The 24177-nt window shown below is 36.3% G+C and carries 24 protein-coding genes; 21 read left to right on the top strand and 3 right to left on the bottom strand.

Annotation, left to right across the window (positions count from 1 at the left end; translation table 11 throughout):
- The first annotated feature begins 14 nt into the window (after positions 1-14).
- From ACZ5EP_RS02995 to ACZ5EP_RS02970, 6 genes are all read left to right on the top strand, one after another.
- On the top strand, positions 15-1262 hold the full coding sequence (locus ACZ5EP_RS02995) for a serine hydroxymethyltransferase (RefSeq protein WP_464509375.1): 1248 nt from the start codon (positions 15-17) through the stop codon (positions 1260-1262).
- 71 nt (positions 1263-1333) lie between these two features.
- Positions 1334-1849 (top strand): DUF1882 domain-containing protein, encoded by a 516-nt coding sequence (locus ACZ5EP_RS02990; protein WP_464509630.1) that lies wholly within the window; start codon positions 1334-1336, stop codon positions 1847-1849.
- Between the two features lie 15 nt (positions 1850-1864).
- Positions 1865-2563 carry an SPOR domain-containing protein gene (locus ACZ5EP_RS02985; RefSeq protein WP_127680320.1) on the top strand — a complete coding sequence of 233 codons (699 nt, stop codon included), beginning with the start codon at positions 1865-1867 and terminating at the stop codon, positions 2561-2563.
- On the top strand, positions 2563-3960 hold the full coding sequence (locus tag ACZ5EP_RS02980; protein ID WP_464509374.1) for an anthranilate synthase component I family protein: 1398 nt from the start codon (positions 2563-2565) through the stop codon (positions 3958-3960). The genes ACZ5EP_RS02985 and ACZ5EP_RS02980 overlap by 1 nt, the downstream gene beginning before the upstream one ends.
- A gap of 14 nt (positions 3961-3974) precedes the next feature.
- Positions 3975-5351 carry a chemotaxis protein CheX gene (locus ACZ5EP_RS02975; protein ID WP_464509373.1) on the top strand — a complete coding sequence of 459 codons (1377 nt, stop codon included), beginning with the start codon at positions 3975-3977 and terminating at the stop codon, positions 5349-5351.
- Positions 5352-5360: 9 nt separating this feature from the next.
- Positions 5361-6128, top strand: a complete 768-nt coding sequence (locus ACZ5EP_RS02970; RefSeq protein ID WP_464509372.1) for a shikimate dehydrogenase — start codon at positions 5361-5363, stop codon at positions 6126-6128.
- Here the strand turns inward: ACZ5EP_RS02970 and murA are convergent.
- From murA to ACZ5EP_RS02955, 3 genes are read right to left on the bottom strand one after another with little or no spacing between them, the layout of a single operon-like run.
- The gene (murA, locus tag ACZ5EP_RS02965; RefSeq protein WP_127680328.1) at positions 6120-7388 is read right to left on the bottom strand and encodes a UDP-N-acetylglucosamine 1-carboxyvinyltransferase; all 1269 of its coding nucleotides are present in this window, start codon (positions 7386-7388) and stop codon (positions 6120-6122) included. The genes ACZ5EP_RS02970 and murA overlap by 9 nt on opposite strands.
- Positions 7381-8226 carry a deoxyribonuclease IV gene (gene nfo, locus ACZ5EP_RS02960; RefSeq protein WP_464509371.1) on the bottom strand — a complete coding sequence of 282 codons (846 nt, stop codon included), beginning with the start codon at positions 8224-8226 and terminating at the stop codon, positions 7381-7383. The genes murA and nfo overlap by 8 nt, the downstream gene beginning before the upstream one ends.
- Before the next feature lie 44 nt (positions 8227-8270).
- Positions 8271-8606, bottom strand: coding sequence for a histidine triad nucleotide-binding protein (locus ACZ5EP_RS02955; protein WP_127680332.1), 336 nt, complete (start codon positions 8604-8606; stop codon positions 8271-8273).
- A 54-nt stretch (positions 8607-8660) separates the two neighbouring features.
- Here ACZ5EP_RS02955 and pheS point away from each other — a divergent pair, with 54 nt between their 5' ends.
- From pheS to ACZ5EP_RS02880, 15 genes are all read left to right on the top strand, one after another.
- Positions 8661-9647, top strand: a complete 987-nt coding sequence (gene pheS, locus ACZ5EP_RS02950) for a phenylalanine--tRNA ligase subunit alpha (protein WP_127680334.1) — start codon at positions 8661-8663, stop codon at positions 9645-9647.
- A complete protein-coding gene (gene pheT, locus ACZ5EP_RS02945) occupies positions 9644-11893 on the top strand; it encodes a phenylalanine--tRNA ligase subunit beta (protein ID WP_127680336.1) in 2250 nt (749 codons plus the stop codon). Before pheS ends, pheT begins: the two co-directional genes overlap by 4 nt.
- Complete coding sequence (gene aroA / locus ACZ5EP_RS02940; protein WP_464509370.1) at positions 11890-13185, top strand: 3-phosphoshikimate 1-carboxyvinyltransferase; 1296 nt, start codon at positions 11890-11892, stop codon at positions 13183-13185. Before pheT ends, aroA begins: the two co-directional genes overlap by 4 nt.
- Entirely contained in the window at positions 13175-14005 is an 831-nt protein-coding gene (locus tag ACZ5EP_RS02935; RefSeq protein ID WP_464509369.1) for a 4-hydroxy-3-methylbut-2-enyl diphosphate reductase, read from the top strand. Before aroA ends, ACZ5EP_RS02935 begins: the two co-directional genes overlap by 11 nt.
- Positions 14002-15162 carry a S1 RNA-binding domain-containing protein gene (locus tag ACZ5EP_RS02930; protein WP_127680342.1) on the top strand — a complete coding sequence of 387 codons (1161 nt, stop codon included), beginning with the start codon at positions 14002-14004 and terminating at the stop codon, positions 15160-15162. The genes ACZ5EP_RS02935 and ACZ5EP_RS02930 overlap by 4 nt, the downstream gene beginning before the upstream one ends.
- The gene (locus ACZ5EP_RS02925) at positions 15159-15599 is read left to right on the top strand and encodes a hypothetical protein (protein WP_464509368.1); all 441 of its coding nucleotides are present in this window, start codon (positions 15159-15161) and stop codon (positions 15597-15599) included. The genes ACZ5EP_RS02930 and ACZ5EP_RS02925 overlap by 4 nt, the downstream gene beginning before the upstream one ends.
- Positions 15600-17168 (top strand): phosphoglycerate dehydrogenase, encoded by a 1569-nt coding sequence (gene serA / locus ACZ5EP_RS02920; protein ID WP_464509367.1) that lies wholly within the window; start codon positions 15600-15602, stop codon positions 17166-17168.
- Positions 17169-17236: 68 nt separating this feature from the next.
- Positions 17237-17800 carry an elongation factor P gene (gene efp / locus ACZ5EP_RS02915; protein ID WP_127680348.1) on the top strand — a complete coding sequence of 188 codons (564 nt, stop codon included), beginning with the start codon at positions 17237-17239 and terminating at the stop codon, positions 17798-17800.
- A 52-nt stretch (positions 17801-17852) separates the two neighbouring features.
- Positions 17853-18383, top strand: a complete 531-nt coding sequence (locus tag ACZ5EP_RS02910; protein WP_464509366.1) for an adenine phosphoribosyltransferase — start codon at positions 17853-17855, stop codon at positions 18381-18383.
- Between the two features lie 30 nt (positions 18384-18413).
- Positions 18414-19613, top strand: a complete 1200-nt coding sequence (gene trpB, locus ACZ5EP_RS02905; protein ID WP_464509365.1) for a tryptophan synthase subunit beta — start codon at positions 18414-18416, stop codon at positions 19611-19613.
- A 2-nt stretch (positions 19614-19615) separates the two neighbouring features.
- Positions 19616-20287: a DedA family protein gene (locus tag ACZ5EP_RS02900; RefSeq protein WP_464509364.1), complete on the top strand. Its 672-nt coding sequence runs from the start codon at positions 19616-19618 to the stop codon at positions 20285-20287.
- Positions 20284-20676: a GNAT family N-acetyltransferase gene (locus ACZ5EP_RS02895; protein WP_464509363.1), complete on the top strand. Its 393-nt coding sequence runs from the start codon at positions 20284-20286 to the stop codon at positions 20674-20676. Before ACZ5EP_RS02900 ends, ACZ5EP_RS02895 begins: the two co-directional genes overlap by 4 nt.
- 58 nt (positions 20677-20734) lie before the next feature.
- Positions 20735-22105 (top strand): leucyl aminopeptidase, encoded by a 1371-nt coding sequence (locus ACZ5EP_RS02890; protein ID WP_464509362.1) that lies wholly within the window; start codon positions 20735-20737, stop codon positions 22103-22105.
- 146 nt (positions 22106-22251) lie between these two features.
- Complete coding sequence (ychF, locus tag ACZ5EP_RS02885) at positions 22252-23346, top strand: redox-regulated ATPase YchF (RefSeq protein WP_015902419.1); 1095 nt, start codon at positions 22252-22254, stop codon at positions 23344-23346.
- A complete protein-coding gene (locus ACZ5EP_RS02880; RefSeq protein WP_464509361.1) occupies positions 23343-24173 on the top strand; it encodes a CvfB family protein in 831 nt (276 codons plus the stop codon). The genes ychF and ACZ5EP_RS02880 overlap by 4 nt, the downstream gene beginning before the upstream one ends.
- Positions 24174-24177 lie beyond the last annotated feature (4 nt).

The following is a 24177-nucleotide window of genomic DNA, read 5'->3' as shown; positions in this document are numbered from 1 at the left end:
AAAAGGAGATATAAATGAGTTTAAGAGATTACGATATTGACGTATATTCAATAATTGAAAAAGAACTTGAAAGACAGACAAATCACCTCGAAATGATTGCAAGTGAAAACTTCACACTTCCTGAAGTTATGGAAGCAATGGGAAGCGTATTTACAAACAAATACGCAGAAGGATATCCGTACAAAAGATATTACGGAGGATGCGAATACGCGGATTTAGTTGAGCAGTTGGCAATTGACAGGGCAAAAGAACTTTTCGGATGTGAGTTCGCAAACGTTCAGCCGCATTCCGGAAGCCAGGCAAACGGTGCAGTATATGTTGCACTTCTAAAACCTCTTGATAAACTTCTTGGAATGGACTTAAGCAACGGAGGGCATTTAACTCACGGTGCAAAAGTTAACTTCTCAGGAAAACATTATCACAGTTTCTCTTACGGAATTGACGAAAAAACCGGAAGAATCGATTATGACAGAGTAAGAGATATCGCAAAAATCACTAAACCTAAAATGATCGTTTGCGGTGCAAGTGCATACCCAAGAGAAATCGATTTTGCAAAATTCAGAGAAATCGCTGATGAAGTAGGTGCTATTTTAATGGCTGACGTAGCACATATTGCCGGTCTTGTTGTTGCAGGCGAGCATCCTCATCCGTTCCCTCATTGCGATGTTGTAACAACTACTACACATAAAACATTAAGAGGTCCAAGAGGCGGACTTATTCTTACAAACAATGAAGAATACGCTAAAAAAATCAACAGCGCAATTTTCCCTGGAATCCAAGGCGGACCGCTTGTACACGTAATCGCTGCTAAAGCTGTCGGATTTAAAATGAACCTTGATTCTAGCTGGAAAGATTATGCGAAACAGGTAAAAGCTAACGCAAAAGTACTTGCCGAAGTACTGCTTGAAAGAGGATACGATATCGTAAGCGGCGGAACTGACAACCACTTGGTACTTGTAAGCTTCCTAAATAAAGAATTCAGCGGTAAAGAAGCTGAAGAGGCACTTGGAAGAGCCGGAATTACAGTAAACAAAAATACAGTTCCAGGTGAAAAAAGAAGCCCTTTCGTAACTTCAGGTATCAGAATCGGAAGCCCGGCACTTACTGCAAGAGGCATGAAAGAAGATGAGTTCAGACTTATAGCTACAAGAATAGCGGATGTTCTTGATGATATTTACAATCTTGAACTTCAGGAAAAAGTAGCGGCTGAACTTAAAGAACTTGCAAGTAAATTTGTTATTTACGACAGACCTACTTATTAATTTTCGGGGGTTCTTCCCCTATAATAAAAGGAGAGAAATTGGCTTACACTGTTGATATCTCATTAATTAAAATGAATAAATCCTATTATTATGAATATAAAGGTACAATTGTAAATAAAATAGTTTATAAAGGCAGAACATATTTTGACAAATATGAAAAAATCGACAGACCTTTAACATTTCAGATAATGAATGAGCATGCTGAAAGAAAAATTATAGTCGCACATGATTTAATAAACAGACAGAGAAATATAGTTGAAAACATAGTGTTTGATTATAACGGGAGAGATCCTGAAAGATTTTGGAACAGGGCAAGTCTGTTGCTGAGAGAAGAGGGCTTTTTGAATTTTACGGCTTATCATTCAAAAACACCGGGACATTTGCACCTTTATATTCATAAAGGACACACGACTTTAAACGAAGGAATACAAATTGCTAAGTCATTATCGATGAAACTGGCTACAAAACTTCCTAAACAGTGGAGGGTGTTTCCGACTGACGAGCTGCCTAGCGAATTTAATATTTTAAATTTGCCTTATGAACTGTATAAAAAAGAAAGAGGAGCTGCGTGGGCTAGACACATGTAGCAAAAAGGAGACAATATGGCTAACAAAGACGATTTACTAAATTTGAACGACAATAAAAAAAATATTAAAAAACCTTTAATTTACGGTGCTATTGCATTTCTTGTATTTATAATTGCGATACTCGGGTTTGCTATTTATAATAATACGACTTCAAAACAGGACAATGTAGTGCTTCCTCCTCAGATCAAGCAGGAAAAACAGCAGGACACCATGTTTAAAGAAGTTCCTATAGAAGAAGAAAACAATACAGCGCAAAACAACAATGAAGGCAATCTTGCCGATAAACTGATTAAAAATGAAAAACAAAGCGAAGAAGCTAACAAAGCGGCTCCTGCACAGGAAACTCAAAAACCTGCAAAGTCCGTACAGACAAATAAAAATATGCAGGAACAGCCTGTTACAGAAAAAGCAAAAACTCCCGTTAAAGCTGAAAAACCTGTAAAACATGTAAAAAGAACTGTTGCAGACAAAAAATATTATGTTCAGGTGGCTGCTTTAATGAAATATAAAAAACCTAATAAAAAGTTTTTGGAAATTATTAAAAGAGAAGGATACAGTTACAGACTGTATAGAACGTATTACATCAAAAACGGCAAAAAAATAGAAGTTACTAAAATTTTAATAGGGCCGTTTGATAAAAATACAGCAAAAAAAGAGCTTAGCAAAATTAAAAACACTATTACACAAAACGCGTTTATTTATAAGGTCAGATAATGGTTTATGACAAGTTTTTAGTTGATGAGTTTTCGCCTATAGCCATATATAACCAGGCAAAGCAGCTCTTTCCTAATGAAAGGATGTTCCTTTTAGAAAGTGTTATCAACAATACGGACGGAAATTATACTTTTCTGTTTATCGGAGAAAAAGAAAGAATCAAATATAAAAACGAAACAACTTATTATAATGACGGAAAAGAAGAAAAAGAGTTTAACACCGACCCTTTTTCTTTTATGAAAGACTATTACAAAAATATTGACTTTGAATACTATAAAAACCTTTCCCGTAAACTTCAAATAGGTTTCGTAGATGGATTTGTCGGCTATATCGGTTACGATATGGTAAAAGTTTTCGAGCCTGTGCTTAAAAAATCAATGGAAAACCTGAAAGATGAAACAAATATTCCTGATTTTTATATGATAAGACCTAAAATCATTATCGGTTTTTCTCATAAATCTTCAGAAATGACTATTGTAATCAATGAAGAAAAATATGAAAACTATCTTTATATTATAAAAGATGTTATTAATTCCACATACAAACATATACCTCTTAAAAAAGCGGAAATAATAGAGGAGCCTAAATTCGTATTTTCAAAAAATCAGTTTTATAAAATGGTCGAAACGGCAAAAGAGCATATAAAAGCAGGTGATATTTTCCAAATCGTGCTTTCGAACAGATTAAAAGTAAAAGCGAAAATAGACAGACTTTCTTTTTACAGAAAACTGAGAAGCAAAAACCCTTCACCTTATCTGTATTATCTTGATATTGACGATTTTGCAATTGTCGGAAGCTCGCCAGAAGTAATGGTCAGACTTAATGAAGATATGATTCTTTTGAGACCTATTGCCGGAACAAGGAAAAGAGGCAACACTTTAAAAGAAGACCTGGAAATGGAACAGGATATGATAAACGATCCAAAAGAAGTTGCTGAACATATTATGCTTGTGGATCTAGGAAGAAACGATGTGGGGCGTGTAGCCAAAGCCGGAAGCGTTGAAGTGGAAGAGCTGATGAGAGTCGAAAGATATTCTCACGTAATGCATCTTGTCAGTGACGTTGTCGCCGAACTGGATAAACAATATGACATGTTTGATCTGTTTAAAGCCACATTTACAGCCGGAACCATGACGGGAGCTCCTAAAATTAAAGCAATGGAATTAATTGCAAAATATGAGGGTTTAAAAAGAGGATATTATGCCGGCAGTATTGGGTATTTCGGATTTGACGGGAATATGGATACGGCTATTACCATAAGAACGGCGCTTGTTAAAGACGATGAAGTTATATTCCAGGCAGGTGCAGGTGTTGTAGCCGACAGCAAACCGGAACTTGAATATAAAGAAGTAAATAATAAACTCGGTGCTCTTGTCGCTACATTAAAAGAGTTATAACAAAGGGATGAAAAATGGGGGTTGTTAAAAGTTATTTGGGTTCAAAGGTCTATTACAGGCCTCAGGGATTTTTGGATGCTAACAATGCTTCGCTTATTATCACTCCAAACGATATAAAAAGCTTTGAAAGCAGAAAGATAAAATATGTCAGTATCGATTTTGAAAAAGTGGTAAGCGCCAATATAAACGCAATAAGATTTTTAAACGACATATTTGAAACACTGTACAAAAAAGATATAGAGTGCTGCTTTTTTAACGCGAATAAAAGCGTTTACAATCTGGCTTTAAAAATAGAAAACAGATTTTTTAATCTATACGAATCGGAAGAGGTTGAAAAACTGTTTACGAGTGATGATATCATTGATAAAGACATATACCTGTGCTGCATAAACAACGATGAAAATAAAAATCTGATAATTTATCATCTGGTTAAAAAAGGATATATGCCGATTTCTGTCAACAGCGAAGAAGACATTAAAAACAAAGACGATGCTATCGTTATAAAAGACAGTATTATTTCAAAATTTTCAAACAGAGTCAGCGCAATAGTAAAAAACAATATTGTGTATTTTTATTTTGACGGTTTTTTGGACACTTCAATCGCCCAAAAATTTGATATAGATTATTTCAGAAGAAGTCTGAGTATAGGTTTCAGGGTTTTTGTGTTTAATATGAACAATGTCAAGGGGCTTAATATTCATGCGGTGAGTTTCTTGTCCAAACTAGGCGTAGAAAGTGCGGAATACGGTGCGTTGATGGCTATTGTGGGTTTAAATGCGAAAAACGTGCAGCCTAAAATGCTCACTGATCTGGAAGTTGTCGGCTTTTTGTTTTTTGCCGATGAAGAAGAGCTTATGAAATCGGAAGCTTTGGAAGAAGCAAAGAAAAATATGGACGTTATTTATAAAAAACAGAAAAAAATAACTAAAGAGCTTGTAAATCTGCTGCCTTACTTTGTAAATTCAACCATTGATACCGTAGAACTTATGACCGGAATAGAGGCAAAAAAAGAAAAACCTGAACTTACAAAAATGGAACTTGACCTTTCCAGCAGCAGCTATGTAGCCAGCAGTTTAGGTTTTTACGGTGATATTGACGGAATGGTTGTACTTATTTTCAGTGAAAAACTAACCAAAAGAATTTCACAGATACTTTTAGGCGAAGAAGCAAAAACAAAAGAAGAACTGCATGATATAGTGGCTGAATTTGCAAATATAATAGTGGGTAATACAAAAACGGAATTTGCAAAACATGATGTTGAAATAAATATGACTCTCCCGAAAGTGTTTGACGATCTTGAAGGTCTGAAATCTCTTGTGGCAGATAAAAAAGCCATTGAGGTTAAATTTTATTTTGACAATGAAGAGTTTTATTTCTATCTTACAAGATAAAGGTTTCAGATGTTTTTAATTTTCGGAAATCCCGTATCTCACTCCAAATCTCCTTTAATGCATAATTATTTTTTCAAAAAATCAGGAATCAATGAGTGTTACGGCAGATACGAACTTGAAAACGGTAAAGAAATTATAAAGAAATTCAAAGAGCTTAAGATAAAAGGCGCAAACGTAACGGTTCCTCATAAAGAATGGGCATTTAAACTTTGTGACGAAACAAGAGGCATCGCAAAAGAGATAGGAGCCGTAAATACTCTTGTAGAAGAAAATGGAAAAATTATCGGATATAACACAGACGCGCCCGGTTTTTTGGAAGCGATTAAAGAATTCGATTATAAAAAAGTTTTGATAATAGGAGCAGGGGGAACGGCAAAGGCTCTCAGTCTTGTATTGCCTCATGCCGACATTTTAAACAGAAGCGAAAGCAGACTTGTTTATTTTAAAGAAAAAAATAAAATATACTATACATGGGAAAATATTAGAAATTTTGAATATGACCTTATAATTAACACTACCAGCGCCGGGCTCAGTGATGAAACTTACCCGGCTCCTGCAGAAATTCTTGAAAATCTTTTTTTAAACGCCAAATATGCGGTAGATGTAATATACGGGAAAGAAACACCTTTTTTAAAACTTGCAAAAAAATATAATCTTAAAACCAAAACAGGGCTTGATATGCTTGTATATCAGGGAGTTTTGGCAATGGAGCTGTTCTTGGGAAAAGAACTTGATAAAAAGGAAGCGGCCGGAATATATTTTGAAATATTAAGGTAAAGGCTCGTCTTTTAGTTCTACCTGCGCTCCCAACGCTTTGAATTTTTCAGTCAGTTTTTCATATCCTCTGAAAAGATGATAAATTCTGTGAACGTTTGTTTCGCCTTTTGCAATAAGACCGGCAAGTACGAGAGCTGAAGATGCTCTTAAATCCGTAGCCATAACATCCGCACCGACTAAAGGGGTAGGACCCTGAATAGTAGCCGTTTTACTTTGAATTTTTATATTTGCTCCCAATCTGTTAAGTTCAGGAACATGCATAAACCTGTTTTCAAACAGTCTCTCTTCTATAATGCTGACTCCCTCAGCCTGAGTCGCAATGGCCATAAACTGAGCCTGCATATCGGTTGGAAATCCCGGGAATTCCGTTGTCGAAATGTTTGTCGGCAGAATTTTTCGTGCTGGAAAAATAGTAATTTCATTTTCGGTTGCTTCAAGTTTAAATCCCATTTGAGAAAATTTTACCAGGACGCTTTCTAAATGAGAAGGAATGACGTTTTTAAGGGTGATTTGAGAGTTTGTTATAGCACCTGCGGCAAGGTATGTCCCGGCTTCGATTCTGTCAGGAATGATTCTTTCTTCTTTAAAGTTTAAAAGTTCTCCCTCGGTTCCGTGTACGATTATTTCGTTTGTTCCGATTCCTTCGATTTCCACTCCGGCGTTTTGAAGTATTTCGCAAAGCTGTATAACTTCAGGCTCTTTTGCAGCGTTTATAACCCTTGTTTTGCCTTTTGCAAGAGCTGCCGCCATTACGATGTTTTCTGTACCTGTTACGGTTATCTTGTCGAATATAATGTCAGCGCCTTTTAATTTTCCTGTCGCATGGATGTATCCGCCTTCTATTTTTATTTCCGCCCCCATGGCTTCAAGCGCTTTTAAATGCAGATCAACAGGTCTCGCACCTATTGCGCATCCTCCCGGAAGCGAAACTTTACACTCTCCGAATCTTGAAAGAAGGGGCCCGAGTACAAGAATTGAAGCCCTCATCGTTTTTACGATCTCATATACGGCGGTTGTGTTGTTTATACCGTCGGTATTGATTTTTAAACTGTTGTTTTCAAATTCATATTCTGCGCCTAAAAGATTAAAAAGTTTAAGCAGCGTTTTAACGTCCGCAACTTCAGGCACATTCGTTAAAAATACATCGTTTTTGGCAAGAATGGTTGAAGCGATAATAGGAAGTGCGGCGTTTTTGGCACCGCTTATTTCGATGGAACCGCTTAGTTTCGGTGTCTGTTTAATATTCAGATACTTATACATCGGCAAAACTTTTAAGCAGTTTTATCTCTTCAGCCCAGATTTCAGGCTCAATCGTTTCAAGAACCAGTGGAATATTGTCAATTCTTTCATCCTGCATTATAAATTTAAACGCGTCTATTCCGATTTCTCCTTTACCGAGTGAATGATGTCTGTCCACACGGCTTGCGAATTTGGCTTTTGAATCGTTAATATGCATACCTTTAAGATATTTAAACCCTATAATTTCATCAAATTCTTTCATTGTTTTATCATATGCTTCTTTTGTTCTTATGTCATACCCTGCAGCAAAAATATGAGCCGTATCAATACATACGCCGATTCTGCTTTTATCTTCGACTTTGTCTATTATGTAAGCAAGATGTTCAAATTTATATCCCAGATTGCTTCCCTGACCCGCAGTCGTTTCCAATACAAGCACGGCATATTCTGTATCTTTAATGGCTCTGTTGATATTTTCGCTTATTAAATCCAGGCATTCTTCTTCGGTTATTTTTTTAAGATGGCTTCCGGGATGAAAGTTTAAATATTTTAAACCTAACTGTTCGACTCTTCTTATTTCATCTACAAACGCATTGTATGATTTTTCTCTTTTTTCCTCTTCCGGATGACCGAGATTTATTAGATAACTGTCGTGAGGCAGTATTCCCTCGGCGCTGAAACCGTGTTCGTCCATCAATTCTTTGAATTTGTTTATAGATTTTTCGCTTAAAGGTTTGGCAACCCACTGTCTCTGGTTTTTTGTAAATAAAGCAAATCCGTCAGCTCCGATTTCCACGGCGTTTTTTACGGCATTTTCAACTCCGCCGCCTGCACTTACATGTGCTCCAACATATTTCATTCAGACCCTTTTTATCGGAATTTTATCAAATAAAAAGAAAAAAGCTAGGCTAATTTAGGCCAAAGCAGTTTTCCGTTTGGATTGGCAACCATATGAATATGAAGATGAAATACTTCCTGTCCAGCGTTTTTACCGTTGTTGGTAATCAGTCTGTAATCAGTAATGTTAAGCTCTTTCGCAACGTCTTTTATAAATCCTGCAAGTTCAGGCATCAGTTCCGCAGGTGTTTCATCAAATTTGGCAAAATGTTCTTTCGGAATAATCAGTACATGCACCGGTGCGATAGGGTTAATATCATGAAAAGCGATAAATTTGTTGTTTTCTAAAACTTTATTTGCAGGTATTTCTCCGTTTACAATCTTACAAAATATACAATCCATTGAAAGCCTCCTGTTTTTTTGGTAGTATTATACCTAAAAAATAAAAGGACGATTTTGGTGGATTTATCAGAAATTAGCAAAGTTTTAAACCTTGAAGAACTTGAAAAAATAAGAATAAAACTTCTTGGTAAAAACGGTGTTATTACACAAAAGTTCAAAGAACTTAAAAATGTTGCGCCTGAGAAGAAAAAAGAAGTGGCAAAAGAGCTTAACGAATTAAAAGAAAAAGCTCTGAATATGATTGCCGAAAAGAAAAAAGAGCTTGAAGAAAAACTGCTTGAAGAAAAACTTAAAAAAGAAAAAATTGATGTTACGAGCTTCGTGCCTAAAACAACGGGAGCGGTTCATCCTATTACTGAAACAATGAATAAAATTATAGACTTTTTTACAAAACTTAATTTCAGCGTCGAAACAGGTCCTTTGGTTGAAGACGATTTTCATAACTTCGAAGCGTTAAACCTTCCTAAGTATCATCCGGCAAGAGATATGCAGGATACGTTTTATTTTAAAGACGGAAGTCTTTTAAGAACACATACTTCGCCTGTTCAGATAAGAACAATGCTTAAACAAAAACCTCCTATCCGTATGATAAGTCCCGGAGCTGTATTCAGAAGAGATTACGACTTAACTCATACTCCTATGTTTCATCAGGTGGAAGGGCTTGTAGTCGATGAAGCCGGGAAAGTCAGCTTTGCTAATCTGAAATTCATACTGGAAAGTTTTCTTATACATATGTTCGGGGATGTTAAGGTTAGATTCAGACCGAGTTTTTTCCCGTTTACGGAGCCAAGTGCAGAAGTTGATATCAGCTGTATATTCTGCGAAGGAAAAGGATGCAGAGTGTGTTCACATACCGGATGGCTTGAAGTTCTCGGCTGCGGTGTTGTAGACCCTAACGTATTTAAAGCCGTGGGATATGAAAATGTAAGCGGTTACGCTTTCGGCCTTGGAGTCGAAAGATTTGCAATGCTTTTACACAGAATTAACGATCTTAGAAGCATGTATGAAGGAGATATTAGATTAATGGAGCAGTTTAAATGATAGTAACAAGAAGATGGTTAGAGGAATTTATCAATTTAGAAAATATTTCTACACAGGAAATAATCGACACACTTAACAGAATAGGTCAGGAAGTAGAGGGTTATACGAAATATGAAGTTCCTCAAAACGTGGTTATAGGCAAGGTAATTGAGTGTGAAAAACACCCGAATGCGGACAAACTGAATGTTTGTAAAGTTGACGTAGGCGATGAAGTTCTTCAAATAGTCTGCGGTGCGAGTAATGTTGTAAATGCTGAATATGTTGTTGTTTCAAAAGTCGGAGCAGTGCTTCCGGGTAATTTTAAAATTAAAAAAGCAAAATTAAGAGGCGTAGAAAGCAACGGTATGATCTGCGCAGCAAGGGAAATAGGGCTTCCTGATTTTCATGAAGGCATTATAATTATGGACGATTCTTTAGGAGAGCTAAAGATCGGTGAATACGCCGGCAAATATTTAAATGACGAAGTAATCGAGCTAGGCGTTACTGCCAACAGAGGAGACAGCTTCAGTATTTACGGTATTGCGAGGGAGCTGAGTGCCGGACTGAATATAGACCTGCTTCAGCAGGAGTATAAATTTGAAGAGCTTCAAGAAGGTATAGGCAGATTAGTCAACGTAACTAAGAGTGAAGTCAAACACTCATCCCATCTTTTAAAAGCGATAAACGGACAGCTTAAATCTAATCTTAAAATCGATTTAAGACTTGCTCTTTGCGAAGTGGAAGCCAAAAACCACAGTGACAAACTTGTAAAATACGCAATGCACGCCACGGGAGTGCTGCTTGTACTAAGCAACACAGGAGAAGTCTCTTTTGAAAGCGAAAAAGGCATAGACATATTCAATACTAAAAACGGAAAATACATTGTAGGCGTAAAAAACGAAATAGAACTTGATGAAAATAACGATTATGTAATAAACGCAAATTATATAGATCCTGATTATGTAAGCGAAATAGTGTTTTTAAACGGTCTTAAAACGGACGAATATTTCTTTAGAGCAAGCCGCGGAAGCGAGCCAGATTTGGAATTCGGGCTAAATTATTTCATAAAAGAAACAAATCTGCCGGTTTATTCAGGAAATATCGATTTAATCAACGAAATTCAGCCTAAATACATCAATCTTAACATAGAGGAAATAAGAAGTATTATCGGTGCCGATATAGATGAAAAGGCCGTTGTGGAAATTCTTAAAAAACTTAAATTTGACGTGGAAGTCTTAAACGAAGAAAATATGAAAATAAAAGTTCCGGTTTTCAGAAGCGATATTAAAAACATTCAGGATGTTGCTGAAGAAATATTAAGAATATACGGTATTGACGAAATAAAATCCAAACCTCTTAAATTTGAGGAAACTAACAGAATAAACGAAATTATCGAATTTCATGATTTTCTAAACAATATTAAACAAAAAGCCGTCTCTCAAGGCTTTTACGAAACACTGCATTTTGTATTTGACGATAAAGAAAGACTGCAAAAATACGGCTTTAACGTTGTTGACGAGCATTTAGATTTAATAAATCCGATAGTTAAAGAGCTTGATACGCTTAGAAGTACGCTTTTACTGCAGCTTTTTGAAGACATATCAAGAAATAGATCAAACGGATATAAAAGAATATATCTGTTTACTGCCGGAAGCGTATACAATAAAAAAAGAGAAGAAAAACAGAAAATCGCTTTTGTAATAAGCGGTCAGGAAGATTATGAAAATCCGCTAAACCACGGTAAGCCTAAAAACGTAGATTTTAAAACGATGGTAGACAAACTTGCGCAGGTTATCGGAGAATTCGAACTTGTAGAAAACGATCCGCACCCTGTTGCTCATCCGTACCAAAACGCAAAAATCATTCAAAACGGTATATCAATAGGAACTGTTGCAAAACTTCATCCGAAAGTTGCAAAAGATTTTGATATTGAAGATACTTATTTTGCCGAAATAGATCTTATGAAACTCAGCAGCGAAATGAAACTGGCAAAAGACATCAATAAATTTCCTAAAGTTACGAGGGATTTAAGTCTTGTTGTAGATAAAAACCTTACATATAAAGAAGTGTATAAAATAATAGATGCTTTAAACATTAAAGAACTGAAAGAATTTTATCCTATAGATATTTACGATCTGGGTGAAAACAACTCACTTACCATCAGATTTATTATTCAGGGTGAAAAAACATTAACAGATGATGAAATTAATGCTATAATTGAAAAAATCTTAACAGCACTGGAAAATAAAGGAATTAAGCTTAGATGATATTAGAAGTAGTTGGTGGAAGAAAGTTTGAAGAAGAGTTTACGGTTGACGCTGACAAATCTATTTCGCACAGATGTGCGATTTTCTCTCTTTTAACTGAAAAAGAAAATGTTATTCAAAACTATCTAAGGGCTGAAGACACCCTAAATTCTTTAGAAATAGCCAAATCATTGGGAGCCGAAGTTACTGATAACGGAGATGTTATAACTATTAAAGCTCCTGAGAGACTCCAAGAAGCCGAAGATGTATTATACTGCGGAAATTCAGGCACCACAATCAGAATATATATGGGGCTTTTAGCCGGAATAGACGGGTTTTTTGTTCTTACGGGGGATCAGTATTTAAGAAAACGCCCTATGAAAAGGGTTGCCGAACCTTTAAGAAGCATAGGAGCAAAAATAGACGGAAGAAAAAACGGGGACCTGGCTCCGTTAGCCGTCAGAGGCGGCAAGCTTAAATCATTTAACTATAAAAGCAAAATAGCTTCAGCACAGGTTAAATCCGCAATGATTTTAGCCGCTCTTAACGCAGATAAGCCGTCATATTACGAAGAGCCTATACTTAGCCGCGATCATACGGAAAGAATGCTCAAAGGCATGGGTGCTGAATTAAACTCTACAATTGAAAACGGAAAATGTAAAATTACAATAAATCCTTTACAAAAAAAATTAAACCCTTTAACCATTACTGTCCCAAACGATCCGAGCAGTGCGTTTTTCTTCGCAGTTGCTGCCGCTATTACCGATTCAACGGCTGTCATTAAAAACGTAACACTAAATCCTACAAGAATAGAAAGCTATAAAGCTCTGGAAAAAATGGGCGCAGATATCGAGTATGTTTTAAAAGAAGACAAATACGAGCCTATTGGCGATATAATCGTAAAAGGCGCTAAACTCAAAGCTATAGAAATCAGTGAAAACATTCCATGGCTCATAGACGAGCTTCCGGCTCTTGCTATGGCGATGGCCGTTGCCGAAGGAACAAGCACGGTAAAAAATGCAAAAGAGCTGAGAGTAAAAGAATCAGACAGAATTTCAACAGTTATAAACGGGCTTAAAGCTTGCGGAATCGAAGCTGAAGAGTTTGAAGACGGTTATAAAATTACCGGAGGGATTCCGAAAAAAGCACAAATAGACTCTCACGGGGACCATAGAATAGCAATGAGTTTTGCCGTATTAGGACTGCTTTGCGGTATGAAAATAGATAAAGCCGAAAGTATAAACACATCCTTTCCGAATTTTTTCAAACTTTTTGCCAAAATAGCTGATTATAAGGTTGATGATGATAATTGAAAAAGCCAAAAGCTATGGATTTTGTTTCGGGGTAAAAAGAGCGGTCGAAATCGCAGAAGAATCAAAAAACGCCGTAACTTTAGGACCTCTTATCCACAATCCTCTTGAAATAAACAGGCTTGCTAAAAATTACAACGTCAAATATATAGAAAGTCTAGAAGATATCGACGAAAATATTAAAAGAGTCATTGTCAGAACACACGGAATACCTAAACAGAATCTCCAGAAACTTAAAGAAAAAGATGTTGAAATAATAGATGCAACCTGTCCTTTTGTTAAAAAACCTCAGGAAATCGTAGAGGAAATGAGTAAACAGGGATATGATATTGTTGTTTTCGGAGACAAAAACCATCCCGAAATCAAAGGTGTCGTAAGTTATTGTACACATGACAGGGTTTTTGTGGTGCTCTCTCCCGAAGAGCTTAAAAACATAAAATTAAAAGAACATATAGCTACCGTGGCGCAGACAACAAGAAAAATAAACGATTATTTAAAAATAACTGAATACTTAATACAAAACTATAAAGAAGTGAGAGTTTATAATACAATATGCAATGCGACTTTTGAAAACCAGGATGCAGTAAAAGAACTGGCTAAAAAAGCGGATATAATGATAATAATCGGCGGAAAAAACTCGTCAAACACAAAACAGTTATATAATATTGCCAAAGAGTTTTGCGAAGCCTACTTGGTTGAAAGTGAAGAAGAGTTAAATAAAGAGTGGTTTAAAGGTAAAAAGCACTGCGGCATCAGCGCAGGTGCTTCTACACCTGAATGGTTGGTTGAAAAAATAATCTCAAAGATAAAGGAATTAGCATGAGTGAATTAAAAATCGGTGATGTGGTAGAGTTTAAAATTGAAAAATTAATCAAAGGCGGATTTGTCGGATACGTTGACGGACAGGAAATTTTTCTTCCTAAAAGTTTAAGCGGACTGAAAGAAGACGAAAGCGTAATCGGAAAAACGGTAAAAGCATATGTAAAAGAATTCAAACAAAACTCGGTTGTGGTAGATAGAAAAGCGTATTTAAACGATATTAAGGCAAAACTTGAGAGCAAAGGCGATGAAATCATCAACGCAGTAGTTACAAAAGTAAAACCTAAAGGTATCGTAATCGATGTTGACGGAATAAGCGGATTTGTTCCTAAAGAAGAAATTTTTTATAAAAAAATTGACCATCGCCAGTATATCAGCGAAGGTGACGAAGTACAGGTTAAACTTATCGATCCGGTAAGAAGAATTTTTTCTATAAAAAGAACGCTTCCGAACCCTTGGGAAGAAGTAAAAGAACTTAATATCGGCGATGTTGTAAAAGTAAGCGTTTCTCATATTACCGATTACGGTGCGTTTGTTGATTTAGGCAACGGAGTTGAAGGATTTTTACATATCAGCGAAATAAACTGGGACGGTATAAACGATCTGACGCTAGGCGACGAAATAGAAGTTGAAATAGTGGAAATCAATCCTGAAGAAGAAAAATTAAGAGTTTCAAGAAAAAATCTTTTAACTAAACCTGCCGAAATTTTTTCAGAAAAATATAACGTAGGAGATGTGGTTGAAGGAATTATCACAAAATTCATCAATGTAGGCGCTTTTGTTGAAATAGACGGAATCAGCACGCTTCTTCCTAATAAATTCGCATCATTCAAAAAAGGCGAAAAAGCAAGCGAGATTTTTAATATCGGCGATACTATGGAGTTCAAAATCATTACAATAGCTCCTGAAGAAAACAAAGTTATCATTTCAAGAAAAGACGCTATGCCGAATCCTTACGATACGTTTGCCGAAAATCATCAAGTCGGGGACGAAGTCGAAGGAAAAGTAAAATATATCACCGATTTTGGAATGTTTATTGATTTAGGCGATATTGAAGCTTTAGTCAGAAAAGAAGACTACAATAACGAATACAGCATTGGAGATGATTTTAAAGGCAAAATCATTGAAATAAACGGAGAAAGAGTTAAGCTTGCTGAATGAAAATAGTAATTTTTATTTTAACGGCAATAATATCGATAATTTTATTTGTTACTTATGATAAAATTTCACAGCCGGAGATTAAAAGAATTCAACCAACCGAACAGAATATTACAAAAATCAAAACTCAGGGAGATGTTTTAAATCTCTCTTTTAAAAGCTATTCGTTTCCGGCAAGAGAATTATTCATGAAAATCGATTTTAAAGAGTATAAAAATATTGTACTCTATAAAGTCGTTATTAACACAAACGATGAATATGCCGTATTTAACATAAAAGCTATATTGGAAAACGAAGGCATTGTATACTCAATGCTGGAAAAGAAAAAAACCGAAATTTTTATTTTATTCAAATCGCTGTCACAGGCGGAAAGAATAATCAAACTGTTTAAAAGTTACAATTTTAAAATAAAAGTAGAAAAAATAATAAAAAGGATCTAAATGAAAGTAGTAGTATGTGACCCGATTCATCCTGCGGGATTTGAAATACTTAAAAAAGCCAAAGATATTGAGCTTGTAGATGCAAGCAAAACTCCAAAAGACGAACTTCTTAAAGTAATCGAAGACGCTGACGGCGTTATTACAAGAAGCCCGACTCCTGTTGACGAAAAATTCCTATCTCACGCTAAAAAACTAAAAGCGGTTGTAAGAGCCGGTGTAGGTGTTGACAATGTAGATATGGAAGCTGCAAGCAAAAGAGGCGTAATTATTATGAACGTTCCTACCGCAAACACTTTAGCTGCTGTGGAACTTACAATGGCACACCTTCTGACTGCTGCAAGAAGTTTTACAAACGCCGTTTGGAATTTGAAAAAAGAAAGAGAATGGAACAGGGAAAAATGGCTGGGAATCGAACTTGCCGGTAAAAAACTTGGAATTATCGGATTCGGTAATATCGGAAGCAGGGTAGGTATCAGAGCTAAAGCCCTTGAAATGGACGTAATTGCTTACGACCCGTATATCGACCCTAGCAAAGCGACGGATCTTGGATGCAAATATACGACTGATTTCGACGAAATTCTTAAATGTGATTTCATTACTATACATACGCCTAAAACAAAAGAAACGATCAATATGATCACTAAAAAAGAAATTGAAAAAATGAAAGACGGCGTTGTGCTTATCAACTGTGCAAGAGGAGGGCTTTATAACGAAGAAGACGTTGCAGAAGCACTTAAATCAGGTAAAATAGCTTGGCTTGGAATCGACGTGTTTAATAAAGAGCCTCTAACCGAACATCCGTTTTTCGAACTTGAAAACACATCAGTAACCCCTCATATCGGAGCCAACACAAAAGAATCACAGGAAAGAATCGCAGTGCAGGCGGCTCAGGGAATTATTGAAGCATTAAGAGGCAGCAGTTATCCAAATGCACTCAATCTTCCTATCAATACCGCAAATACTCCTGAGTGGGTTATTAAATATTTGGAATTATCACAAAAAATGGGATATATCCTGTCTCAGGTTATTAACAAATCAATCAAAAAAGTTAAAATAAATCTAAGCGGAGACATATCTAAAGAAAACAAATCCGTGCTTACGTTTGCATTAGTAGGCCTTTTACAAAACATAACAGAAAACGTTAACTACGTTAATGCCGAATTTATTGCAACCGAAAAAGGCATTGTAAGCGAAACAAAAGAAATTAAAAACGACACTTACAAAAATTTTGTAAACATAAAAGTTATTACTGACGACGGAGAATATTCAATCAGCGGCACAATGCTGGAAGATCATCCTAGAATCGTAGAATTTAAAGATTTCGATCTTGAATTTGAGCCTAAAGGTAAAATGATCTTCTTCAAAAATACAGACGTACCTGGAGTTATCGGAGAGGTGGGAATGACTCTGGCTAAATACAACATAAACATAGCGGACTTCAGACTCGGAAGAAACAAAGAAGGTCAGGCTATGGCTGTAATTATTGTAGACAATGACGTTAACGACGAGGTTTTAGAAGAACTCGGAAACCTAAAAGCAGCGCTTAGCGTCGGTTACGCAGAAATATAATAAAGTTGTGAAGCAGATAAGAATTTAGTTGGTGAAATAAAGTAAAATTATTATGTTAAGGAGAAACAATGGCATACAGCATGAGCGATCTTAAAAAATACCTAAATATCGAATTAGACGGTATTCCTTATAAAATCGTTGATTATCATCACGTTAAACCGGGAAAAGGTGCGGCGTTTGTAAGAACAAAGCTTAAAAACCTTATAGACGGAAGAGTTATAGAAAAAACTTTCCACGCAGGAGACAAAGCCGACGAGCCTAATCTGGAAAGAAGAAAATATCAATACTCTTACAATGAAGGTGAAATTTATTACTTTATGGACAATGAAACGTTTGAAATGATTCCTATTGACGTAAAAGTCTTTGAAGAAAGCAAAGGTTTCTTACTTGAAGGTATGAACGTTGACGTACTGTTCCATAACGGTAAAGTTATCGGAGTAGAGCTTCCTCAGACTGTTGAGCTTGAAGTGGTTGAAACACAGCCGGTCAGCAACAGAGACAGAAGCGGCGCTTGCAGAAAACCTGCAACTGTAGAAACTGGTGCGGTAGTGACTGTCCCTTGCCATATATTAGAAGGCGATAAAATCAAAGTAGACACAAGAACAGGCGATTATTTAGAAAAAGTTAAGTAATCCGTTAAAAAAATCTTTTTTGATTTTTTAACGTTTAAAACAAGGAGAATTAATGAATCTGGCTGAAAAAGTTCAAAAAGCTATAAGAGACATACCTGATTATCCACAAAAAGGTATTTTATTTAAAGACATAACCACTCTTCTCAATGACGGAATGCTTTTTAGTGAAGTAATAGATTACTTTAGTGAAAAGTATAAAAATGTAGATTTTGTGTGCGGAATAGAAAGCAGAGGATTTATTTTCGGCGCTGCAGTTGCTGCTAAAATAAAAAAAGGTTTCGTTCCTCTCAGAAAAAAAGGGAAACTCCCGTATACTACTGTGGCTGAAAAATATGCTTTGGAATACGGATTCGACGAAATAGAAATACATATTGACGCTTTTAGAAACATCAAAAATCCAAAAATTTTGTTAATAGACGATTTGATTGCAACGGGAGGGACAGCCGAAGCGGCCGTCAAACTTATCGAAAAAGTCGGAGGGCGTATTGAAGCTGCCGCATTTATTATCGAGCTTACGTTTCTAGACGGAGCGCAAAAAATCAAAGACTTGGGTGTAAATGTAGACAGCCTGGTTAAATATTAATATATTCAAAATTTTAAGAAGGACAGTTATATGTATATACCAAAACCGATTTTTGACCCTGACGATAAAGGGCATTTTGATAAATTCGGAGGGCGATACGTTCCTGAAACTTTAATGCCGGTATTATTGGAACTTGAAGAATTTTATAAAAACATAAGATTCGACCAGGAGTTCTGGAAAGAAATGGATTATTATTTTAAGGAATACATCGGCCGTCCGTCTCCTCTTTATTTTGCGGAAAATTTAAGCAAAGAGCTTAACGCCAAAATATATTTAAAAAGAGAAGACTTAAATCATACCGGAGCTCACAAAGTAAACAATACAATCGCTCAGGTACTGCTTGCTAAAAAAATGGGCAAAAAAAGAGTGATAGCGGAAACCGGAGCCGGACAGCACGGTGTGGCCACAGCTACTGCCGCTGCGCTTTTCGGACTTGAATGCGAAGTGTTTATGGGAGAAAAAGACGTTCACAGACAGGAACTAAATGTATTCAGAATGAAACTTTTAGGAGCTAAAGTACATGCCGTTAAAAGCGGCAGCAGAACCTTAAAAGACGCGATGAACGAAGCAATAAGATACTGGGTGACAAACGCAAGAGACACATTTTACGTAATTGGAACAGTGGCAGGTCCTCATCCGTATCCTATGATGGTAAGGGATTTTCAGGCAATAATCGGATATGAGGCAAAAGCTCAGATACTAAATAAAGAAAACAGGCTTCCGGATTATGTAATTGCATGCATAGGCGGCGGAAGCAACGCTATGGGTGTTTTCTCCCACTTTCTTGAAGAAGAGGGTGTTCAGTGTATAGGTATCGAAGCCGGAGGTATGGGAGTAGAAACAGACAAACACGGAGCCAGCCTTCTTAAAGGAGCTCCTGGAGTGCTGCACGGACAGATGAGCTATCTGCTTCAGGACGAAGACGGTCAGATAAAAGAAGCTTATTCTATTTCAGCAGGTCTAGATTACCCAGGAATAGGCCCTGAACATGCGTTTCATTTTGAAAAAGGCAATGTAAAATACGATTATATAACAGACAAAGAAGCTCTTGACGCATTTGTATGGCTTTCGCAAAAAGAAGGAATTATTCCCGCATTCGAAAGCTCTCATGCAGTAGCGTATCTAAAAAAACTAAAAGATATAAAAAACAAACTTGTAATCGTAAACCTCTCCGGAAGAGGTGACAAAGATATGATGCAGGCAAAAAATATCTTGCATTTTGAGGATTGATTATGAAAAAATACCTCTTCTTAATCCTCATTTTCGCCACGTTTCTTTACGGATTTGACTTTCATACAATAAAAGAATTTTTTACAGAAGAAAACCTCGTACATTTATTAAAAGAATATGGATATATTATTTTATTTTTCTGGTCTATTGCCGAAGGTGAAACTGGACTTGTAATGGCCGGTGTTTTATCTCACACGGGAGATATGAACCTGTTTTATTCTATTGTCGTAGCGGCACTTGGAGGATTTGTGGGAGATCAGATTTATTTTTATCTTGGTAAACTTAATAAAAAATGGGTTTTAGAAGAACTTCACGCCCATAGGACTAAATTCGCAAGAGCGAGGCTGCTTCTTCGAAAATACGGAGGATGGGTTATCTTTATACAAAGATTCATATACGGAATGAGAACAATTATTCCTATGGCTATAGGTATCAGCGGTTACGACCCTAAAAAATACGCAGTCATAAACCTTATAAGCGCATTTGTATGGGCAAGCGTTACTATTATTCCGAGTTATATTTTCGGAGAAGAAATACTAAATATTATCAAATGGCTAAAACACCACTGGTATTTCGGACTTGCATTTGCCGTATTTGCACTCGGAACACTCTGGTATTTAAACAGACTTGAAGACCAGAAAAGAGAAAGAAGAAGAGCGGCTAATCAGAAATGATTGAATACGAAATAAAGCCTGAAATTTCAGTTGAGGACTTTATAGATATTTTAAACCGTTCCGGTTTAGGAGAAAGAAGACCTGTTGATGATATAGAGGTTATCACAGGTATGCTTAAAAACGCAGATATTATAATAACAGCTTACGATAGCGAAAAAATAGTCGGAATCGCAAGAGCCGTTACGGATTACCATTACTGCTGCTATCTTTCAGATCTCGCTGTGGATAAAGATTACCAACATCAGGGAATAGGAAAAACTCTTATTTCCAAACTAAAAAAATCCCTTCATAAAAATTGTAAAATTATCCTGCTTTCAGCCCCCGCCGCAATTGGATTTTATCCTAAAATCGGATTTGAAAAACATAATTCGGCGTGGGTGTTGAAGTAATTAGCACAAACCAATCTATTTTTACTATAATTACGCAAATACAATATAAGGAGTTTATATGGAATTTATAAAAGGAAAAGGCGAGGTTAAAGCCGAGATTGTAATTGACGGATCTAAAAAATTTGAAGAATACGGGTTTGAAGGAAAAGACGGGGAAGTTTTGGTTTTACCTGAGAAAAAAAGAATTTATGTAGGAATAGAATCACTTAATCCGGAAAACATTAAAACCGCAACCGCCACAATAATTAAATCTCTTAAAAAGTATAAATTTGAAAGCGTGGAAATTACACCTCCGAATACTAAAAACGAAGATGTATTAGTTGCGTTTTTTGAAGGATTTATGCTTGGGGATTATGAGTTTGACAAATATAAAAGCAAAAAAGCAAAACATCCGATTAAAAAAATAGCAATTAATTCAAAAAGGGATTTTGACAAAATTATTAAAGAAGCAAAAGTAAGAGCAGAGGCTGTTAATTTTGTAAGGGATATAATTAATTCGGTACCTGATGAGCTTACACCTGCAAAACTTGCAAGTATTGCCGAAGATGTAGCTAAAACAAACAAACTTGAATGCAATATTTACGATGAAAACTATCTGTTTGAAAACGGATATCATGCATTCTACAGCGTTGCAAAAGCAAGCAGCAATCCTCCGAGACTCATTCATCTGGCCTACAAACCTAAAAACGCCAAAAGAAAAATCGTTTTAGTCGGAAAAGGTTTATGCTACGACAGCGGTGGACTAAGCCTTAAACCGAGTGACTTTATGGTAACAATGAAAAGTGACAAATCAGGTGCTGTTACAGTACTTGGGATAATTAAAGCCATCAGCGAGCTGGGTCTAAACGTGGAAGTTCACGCAATACTCGGTGCGGCTGAAAATATGATAGGCGGAAACGCATACAAGCCTGACGATGTACTAAAAGCTAAAAACGGAAAAACTATAGAAGTCAGAAACACAGATGCGGAAGGAAGACTCGTTTTGGCTGACTGTCTGTGCTACGCTCAGGAAAACATCAAAAATTTTGATGAAATATATGACTTTGCAACGCTTACAGGTGCCTGTGTTGTGGGTGTAGGAGAATATACATGCGGAGTTATGGGATTTGAAAAAGAAAGAATCGAAAACATCATAAATACCGGAGAAAAAACGGGTGAGCATTTCGCATACCTGCCGTTTAACAAATACCTGCCAAAACTTTTAAAAAGCGAAATTGCCGATATATGCAACATTGCTTCAAGCAGATACGGAGGAGCACTTACAGCAGGACTTTTCCTAAGCGAATTTATTGAAGATGAAAACAAAGAAAAATGGACTCATCTTGATATCGCAGGACCTGCGTTTGTGGAAAAACCATGGGGATTCAACCCTCACGGCGCAAGCGGTTTCGGGGTGGATACGTTTATAACGCTTCTTAAATCTCTTTGATTTATAAGTTTTTAAAGTTGTTTAAGTTATTAAGGTTAGTTAAAAAACCTTAATAACCTTAACCATCCCAATAACCATAGCTTCCTTTAACTTTTCCATATATTTACTGCCTTATTTCGATATAATTTCATCAAAAAAGGATTTTAATGAAAGTTGGTATTGTCGGACTTCCGAATGTCGGAAAATCTACTACTTTTAACGCACTTACAAAAACACAAAATGCAGAAGCTCAAAACTATCCGTTTTGTACTATTGAGCCGAATAAGGCAATAGTACCGGTTCCGGATGAGAGAATCGAAGAGCTTGCGAAAATTGTAAACCCTGATAAAATTCAGTACTCTACAATCGAATTTGTTGATATTGCAGGACTTGTAAAAGGTGCGAGCAAAGGTGAAGGGCTTGGAAACCAGTTTTTGGCCAACATTAGAGAAACGGATATTATTTTACACATGGTAAGATGTTTTGAAGACGATAACGTTATACATGTAGAAAACAGCGTAGATCCGATAAGAGACGTTGAAATAATCGAACAGGAACTTTTATATGCGGATATGCAGACGCTTGAAAAAAGAATAGCAAAACTTCAAAAACAGGCAAAAGGCAGCAAAGACGCCAAAGCTCAGCTTGAACTTGCAAATGAACTGATGGAATGGATCAGTGAAGGAAACCCTGTAAAAACATTCCCTAAAAAAGACGAAGAAGCGTTTAAAGTAATAGAAAGAGAGCTTAGCTTCCTTACAAACAAAGAGATCTTTTACGGTGCGAATGTAGATGAAGAAGGCTTAGCGGAAGATAACGAATACGTAAAAGCATTAAAAGAATATGCAGCTAAACACGGAAGGGAAGTAATTAAACTGTGTGCAAAACTTGAAGAAGAAATGGTTGATATGAGTGACGAGGAAAGACATGAATTTTTAGAGAGTCTGGGAGCTAAAGAGAGCGGGCTTGATCAGATTATCAGAAAAGCGTATGAAAAACTTGATCTTATCAGCTATTTTACAGCCGGAAAAATCGAAGTTAGAAGCTGGACTATTAAAAGAGGAACAAAAGCACCTCAGGCCGCAGGTGTAATTCATACAGACTTTGAAAAAGGTTTCATTAGAGCGGAAGTTATAAGCTATGAAGACTTTATAAAATACGGCGGAGAGCAGGGTGCAAAAGAAGCAGGTGCCATGAGACTTGAAGGTAAAGATTATGTGGTTCAAGACGGGGACGTAATGCATTTCAGGTTTAACGTATGATTGAAGAATATCTTAAACTCGGCTCACTAAACAGACTAAAAATCTCCAAAAAAACTCCTCAGGGGCTTTACCTTGAAGCCCTTGACGGTGACACCGTTTTACTTCCTAACAGATACATAACTGATGATATGAATATAGGCGATGAAATAGAAGTGTTTATTTATAACGATTCGGAAGACAGATACGTGGCAACCACCGATAAGCCGAGATACGAACACGGTGAATTCGGGGTATTCAGGGTTGTGGACGTAGCAAAGTTCGGTGTGTTTGTAGACTGGGGAATGCCGAAGGATCTTTTCATGCCGCTTGGAAATATGAAAAAACAATTGAACAAGGACGATAGTGTAATAGGTAAAATCGTATATGACGAAAAAACTGACAGATTAATGCTTGATTCTAAACTATCAAGGCATATCAAAAAAGCAAAAAACTATGATGTTAACGATGAAGTAAAAATAATAGTAATCGCAAAAACTCCTCTCGGATACAAATGTATAGTTGATGACATGTATGAGGGAATGCTTTTTGATAACGAAATATTTGAAGATGTAAGAGTGGGGCAAAAGAAAAAAGCGTTTATTAAAAACGTAAGAGAGGACGGAAAACTTGATCTTTCACTTCAAAAAATCGGCTCAAGAGATGATGTTAAAGATAAAGTTTATAAAGTTCTAAAAGAATGGGGCGAAATGAAAATAACCACCAAATCAGACCCCGAAGAGATTAAAAAGTACTTCAAAGTCAGTAAAAAAGCCTTCAAATCGGCTGTAAACGAATTAATTAAAGAAGATAAAATCGTTCAGGAAAATGGTACAATAAGAATAAAATAAAAGG

This window comes from Nautilia abyssi (genome assembly GCF_055388085.1).
Note: the sequence above shows the minus strand (reverse complement) of the source record. Positions and strands in the feature narration are given on the sequence as shown.

Coding starts and splice junctions, on each gene's coding strand:
- ACZ5EP_RS02995 (WP_464509375.1), top strand. CDS start 15: ATGAGTTTAAGAGATTACGATATTGACGTATATTCAATAATTGAAAAA.
- ACZ5EP_RS02990 (WP_464509630.1), top strand. CDS start 1,334: ATGAATAAATCCTATTATTATGAATATAAAGGTACAATTGTAAATAAA.
- ACZ5EP_RS02985 (WP_127680320.1), top strand. CDS start 1,865: ATGGCTAACAAAGACGATTTACTAAATTTGAACGACAATAAAAAAAAT.
- ACZ5EP_RS02980 (WP_464509374.1), top strand. CDS start 2,563: ATGGTTTATGACAAGTTTTTAGTTGATGAGTTTTCGCCTATAGCCATA.
- ACZ5EP_RS02975 (WP_464509373.1), top strand. CDS start 3,975: ATGGGGGTTGTTAAAAGTTATTTGGGTTCAAAGGTCTATTACAGGCCT.
- ACZ5EP_RS02970 (WP_464509372.1), top strand. CDS start 5,361: ATGTTTTTAATTTTCGGAAATCCCGTATCTCACTCCAAATCTCCTTTA.
- murA (WP_127680328.1), bottom strand. CDS start 7,388: ATGTATAAGTATCTGAATATTAAACAGACACCGAAACTAAGCGGTTCC.
- nfo (WP_464509371.1), bottom strand. CDS start 8,226: ATGAAATATGTTGGAGCACATGTAAGTGCAGGCGGCGGAGTTGAAAAT.
- ACZ5EP_RS02955 (WP_127680332.1), bottom strand. CDS start 8,606: ATGGATTGTATATTTTGTAAGATTGTAAACGGAGAAATACCTGCAAAT.
- pheT (WP_127680336.1), top strand. CDS start 9,644: ATGATAGTAACAAGAAGATGGTTAGAGGAATTTATCAATTTAGAAAAT.
- aroA (WP_464509370.1), top strand. CDS start 11,890: ATGATATTAGAAGTAGTTGGTGGAAGAAAGTTTGAAGAAGAGTTTACG.
- ACZ5EP_RS02935 (WP_464509369.1), top strand. CDS start 13,175: ATGATAATTGAAAAAGCCAAAAGCTATGGATTTTGTTTCGGGGTAAAA.
- ACZ5EP_RS02930 (WP_127680342.1), top strand. CDS start 14,002: ATGAGTGAATTAAAAATCGGTGATGTGGTAGAGTTTAAAATTGAAAAA.
- ACZ5EP_RS02925 (WP_464509368.1), top strand. CDS start 15,159: ATGAAAATAGTAATTTTTATTTTAACGGCAATAATATCGATAATTTTA.
- serA (WP_464509367.1), top strand. CDS start 15,600: ATGAAAGTAGTAGTATGTGACCCGATTCATCCTGCGGGATTTGAAATA.
- efp (WP_127680348.1), top strand. CDS start 17,237: ATGGCATACAGCATGAGCGATCTTAAAAAATACCTAAATATCGAATTA.
- ACZ5EP_RS02910 (WP_464509366.1), top strand. CDS start 17,853: ATGAATCTGGCTGAAAAAGTTCAAAAAGCTATAAGAGACATACCTGAT.
- trpB (WP_464509365.1), top strand. CDS start 18,414: ATGTATATACCAAAACCGATTTTTGACCCTGACGATAAAGGGCATTTT.
- ACZ5EP_RS02900 (WP_464509364.1), top strand. CDS start 19,616: ATGAAAAAATACCTCTTCTTAATCCTCATTTTCGCCACGTTTCTTTAC.
- ACZ5EP_RS02895 (WP_464509363.1), top strand. CDS start 20,284: ATGATTGAATACGAAATAAAGCCTGAAATTTCAGTTGAGGACTTTATA.
- ACZ5EP_RS02890 (WP_464509362.1), top strand. CDS start 20,735: ATGGAATTTATAAAAGGAAAAGGCGAGGTTAAAGCCGAGATTGTAATT.
- ychF (WP_015902419.1), top strand. CDS start 22,252: ATGAAAGTTGGTATTGTCGGACTTCCGAATGTCGGAAAATCTACTACT.
- ACZ5EP_RS02880 (WP_464509361.1), top strand. CDS start 23,343: ATGATTGAAGAATATCTTAAACTCGGCTCACTAAACAGACTAAAAATC.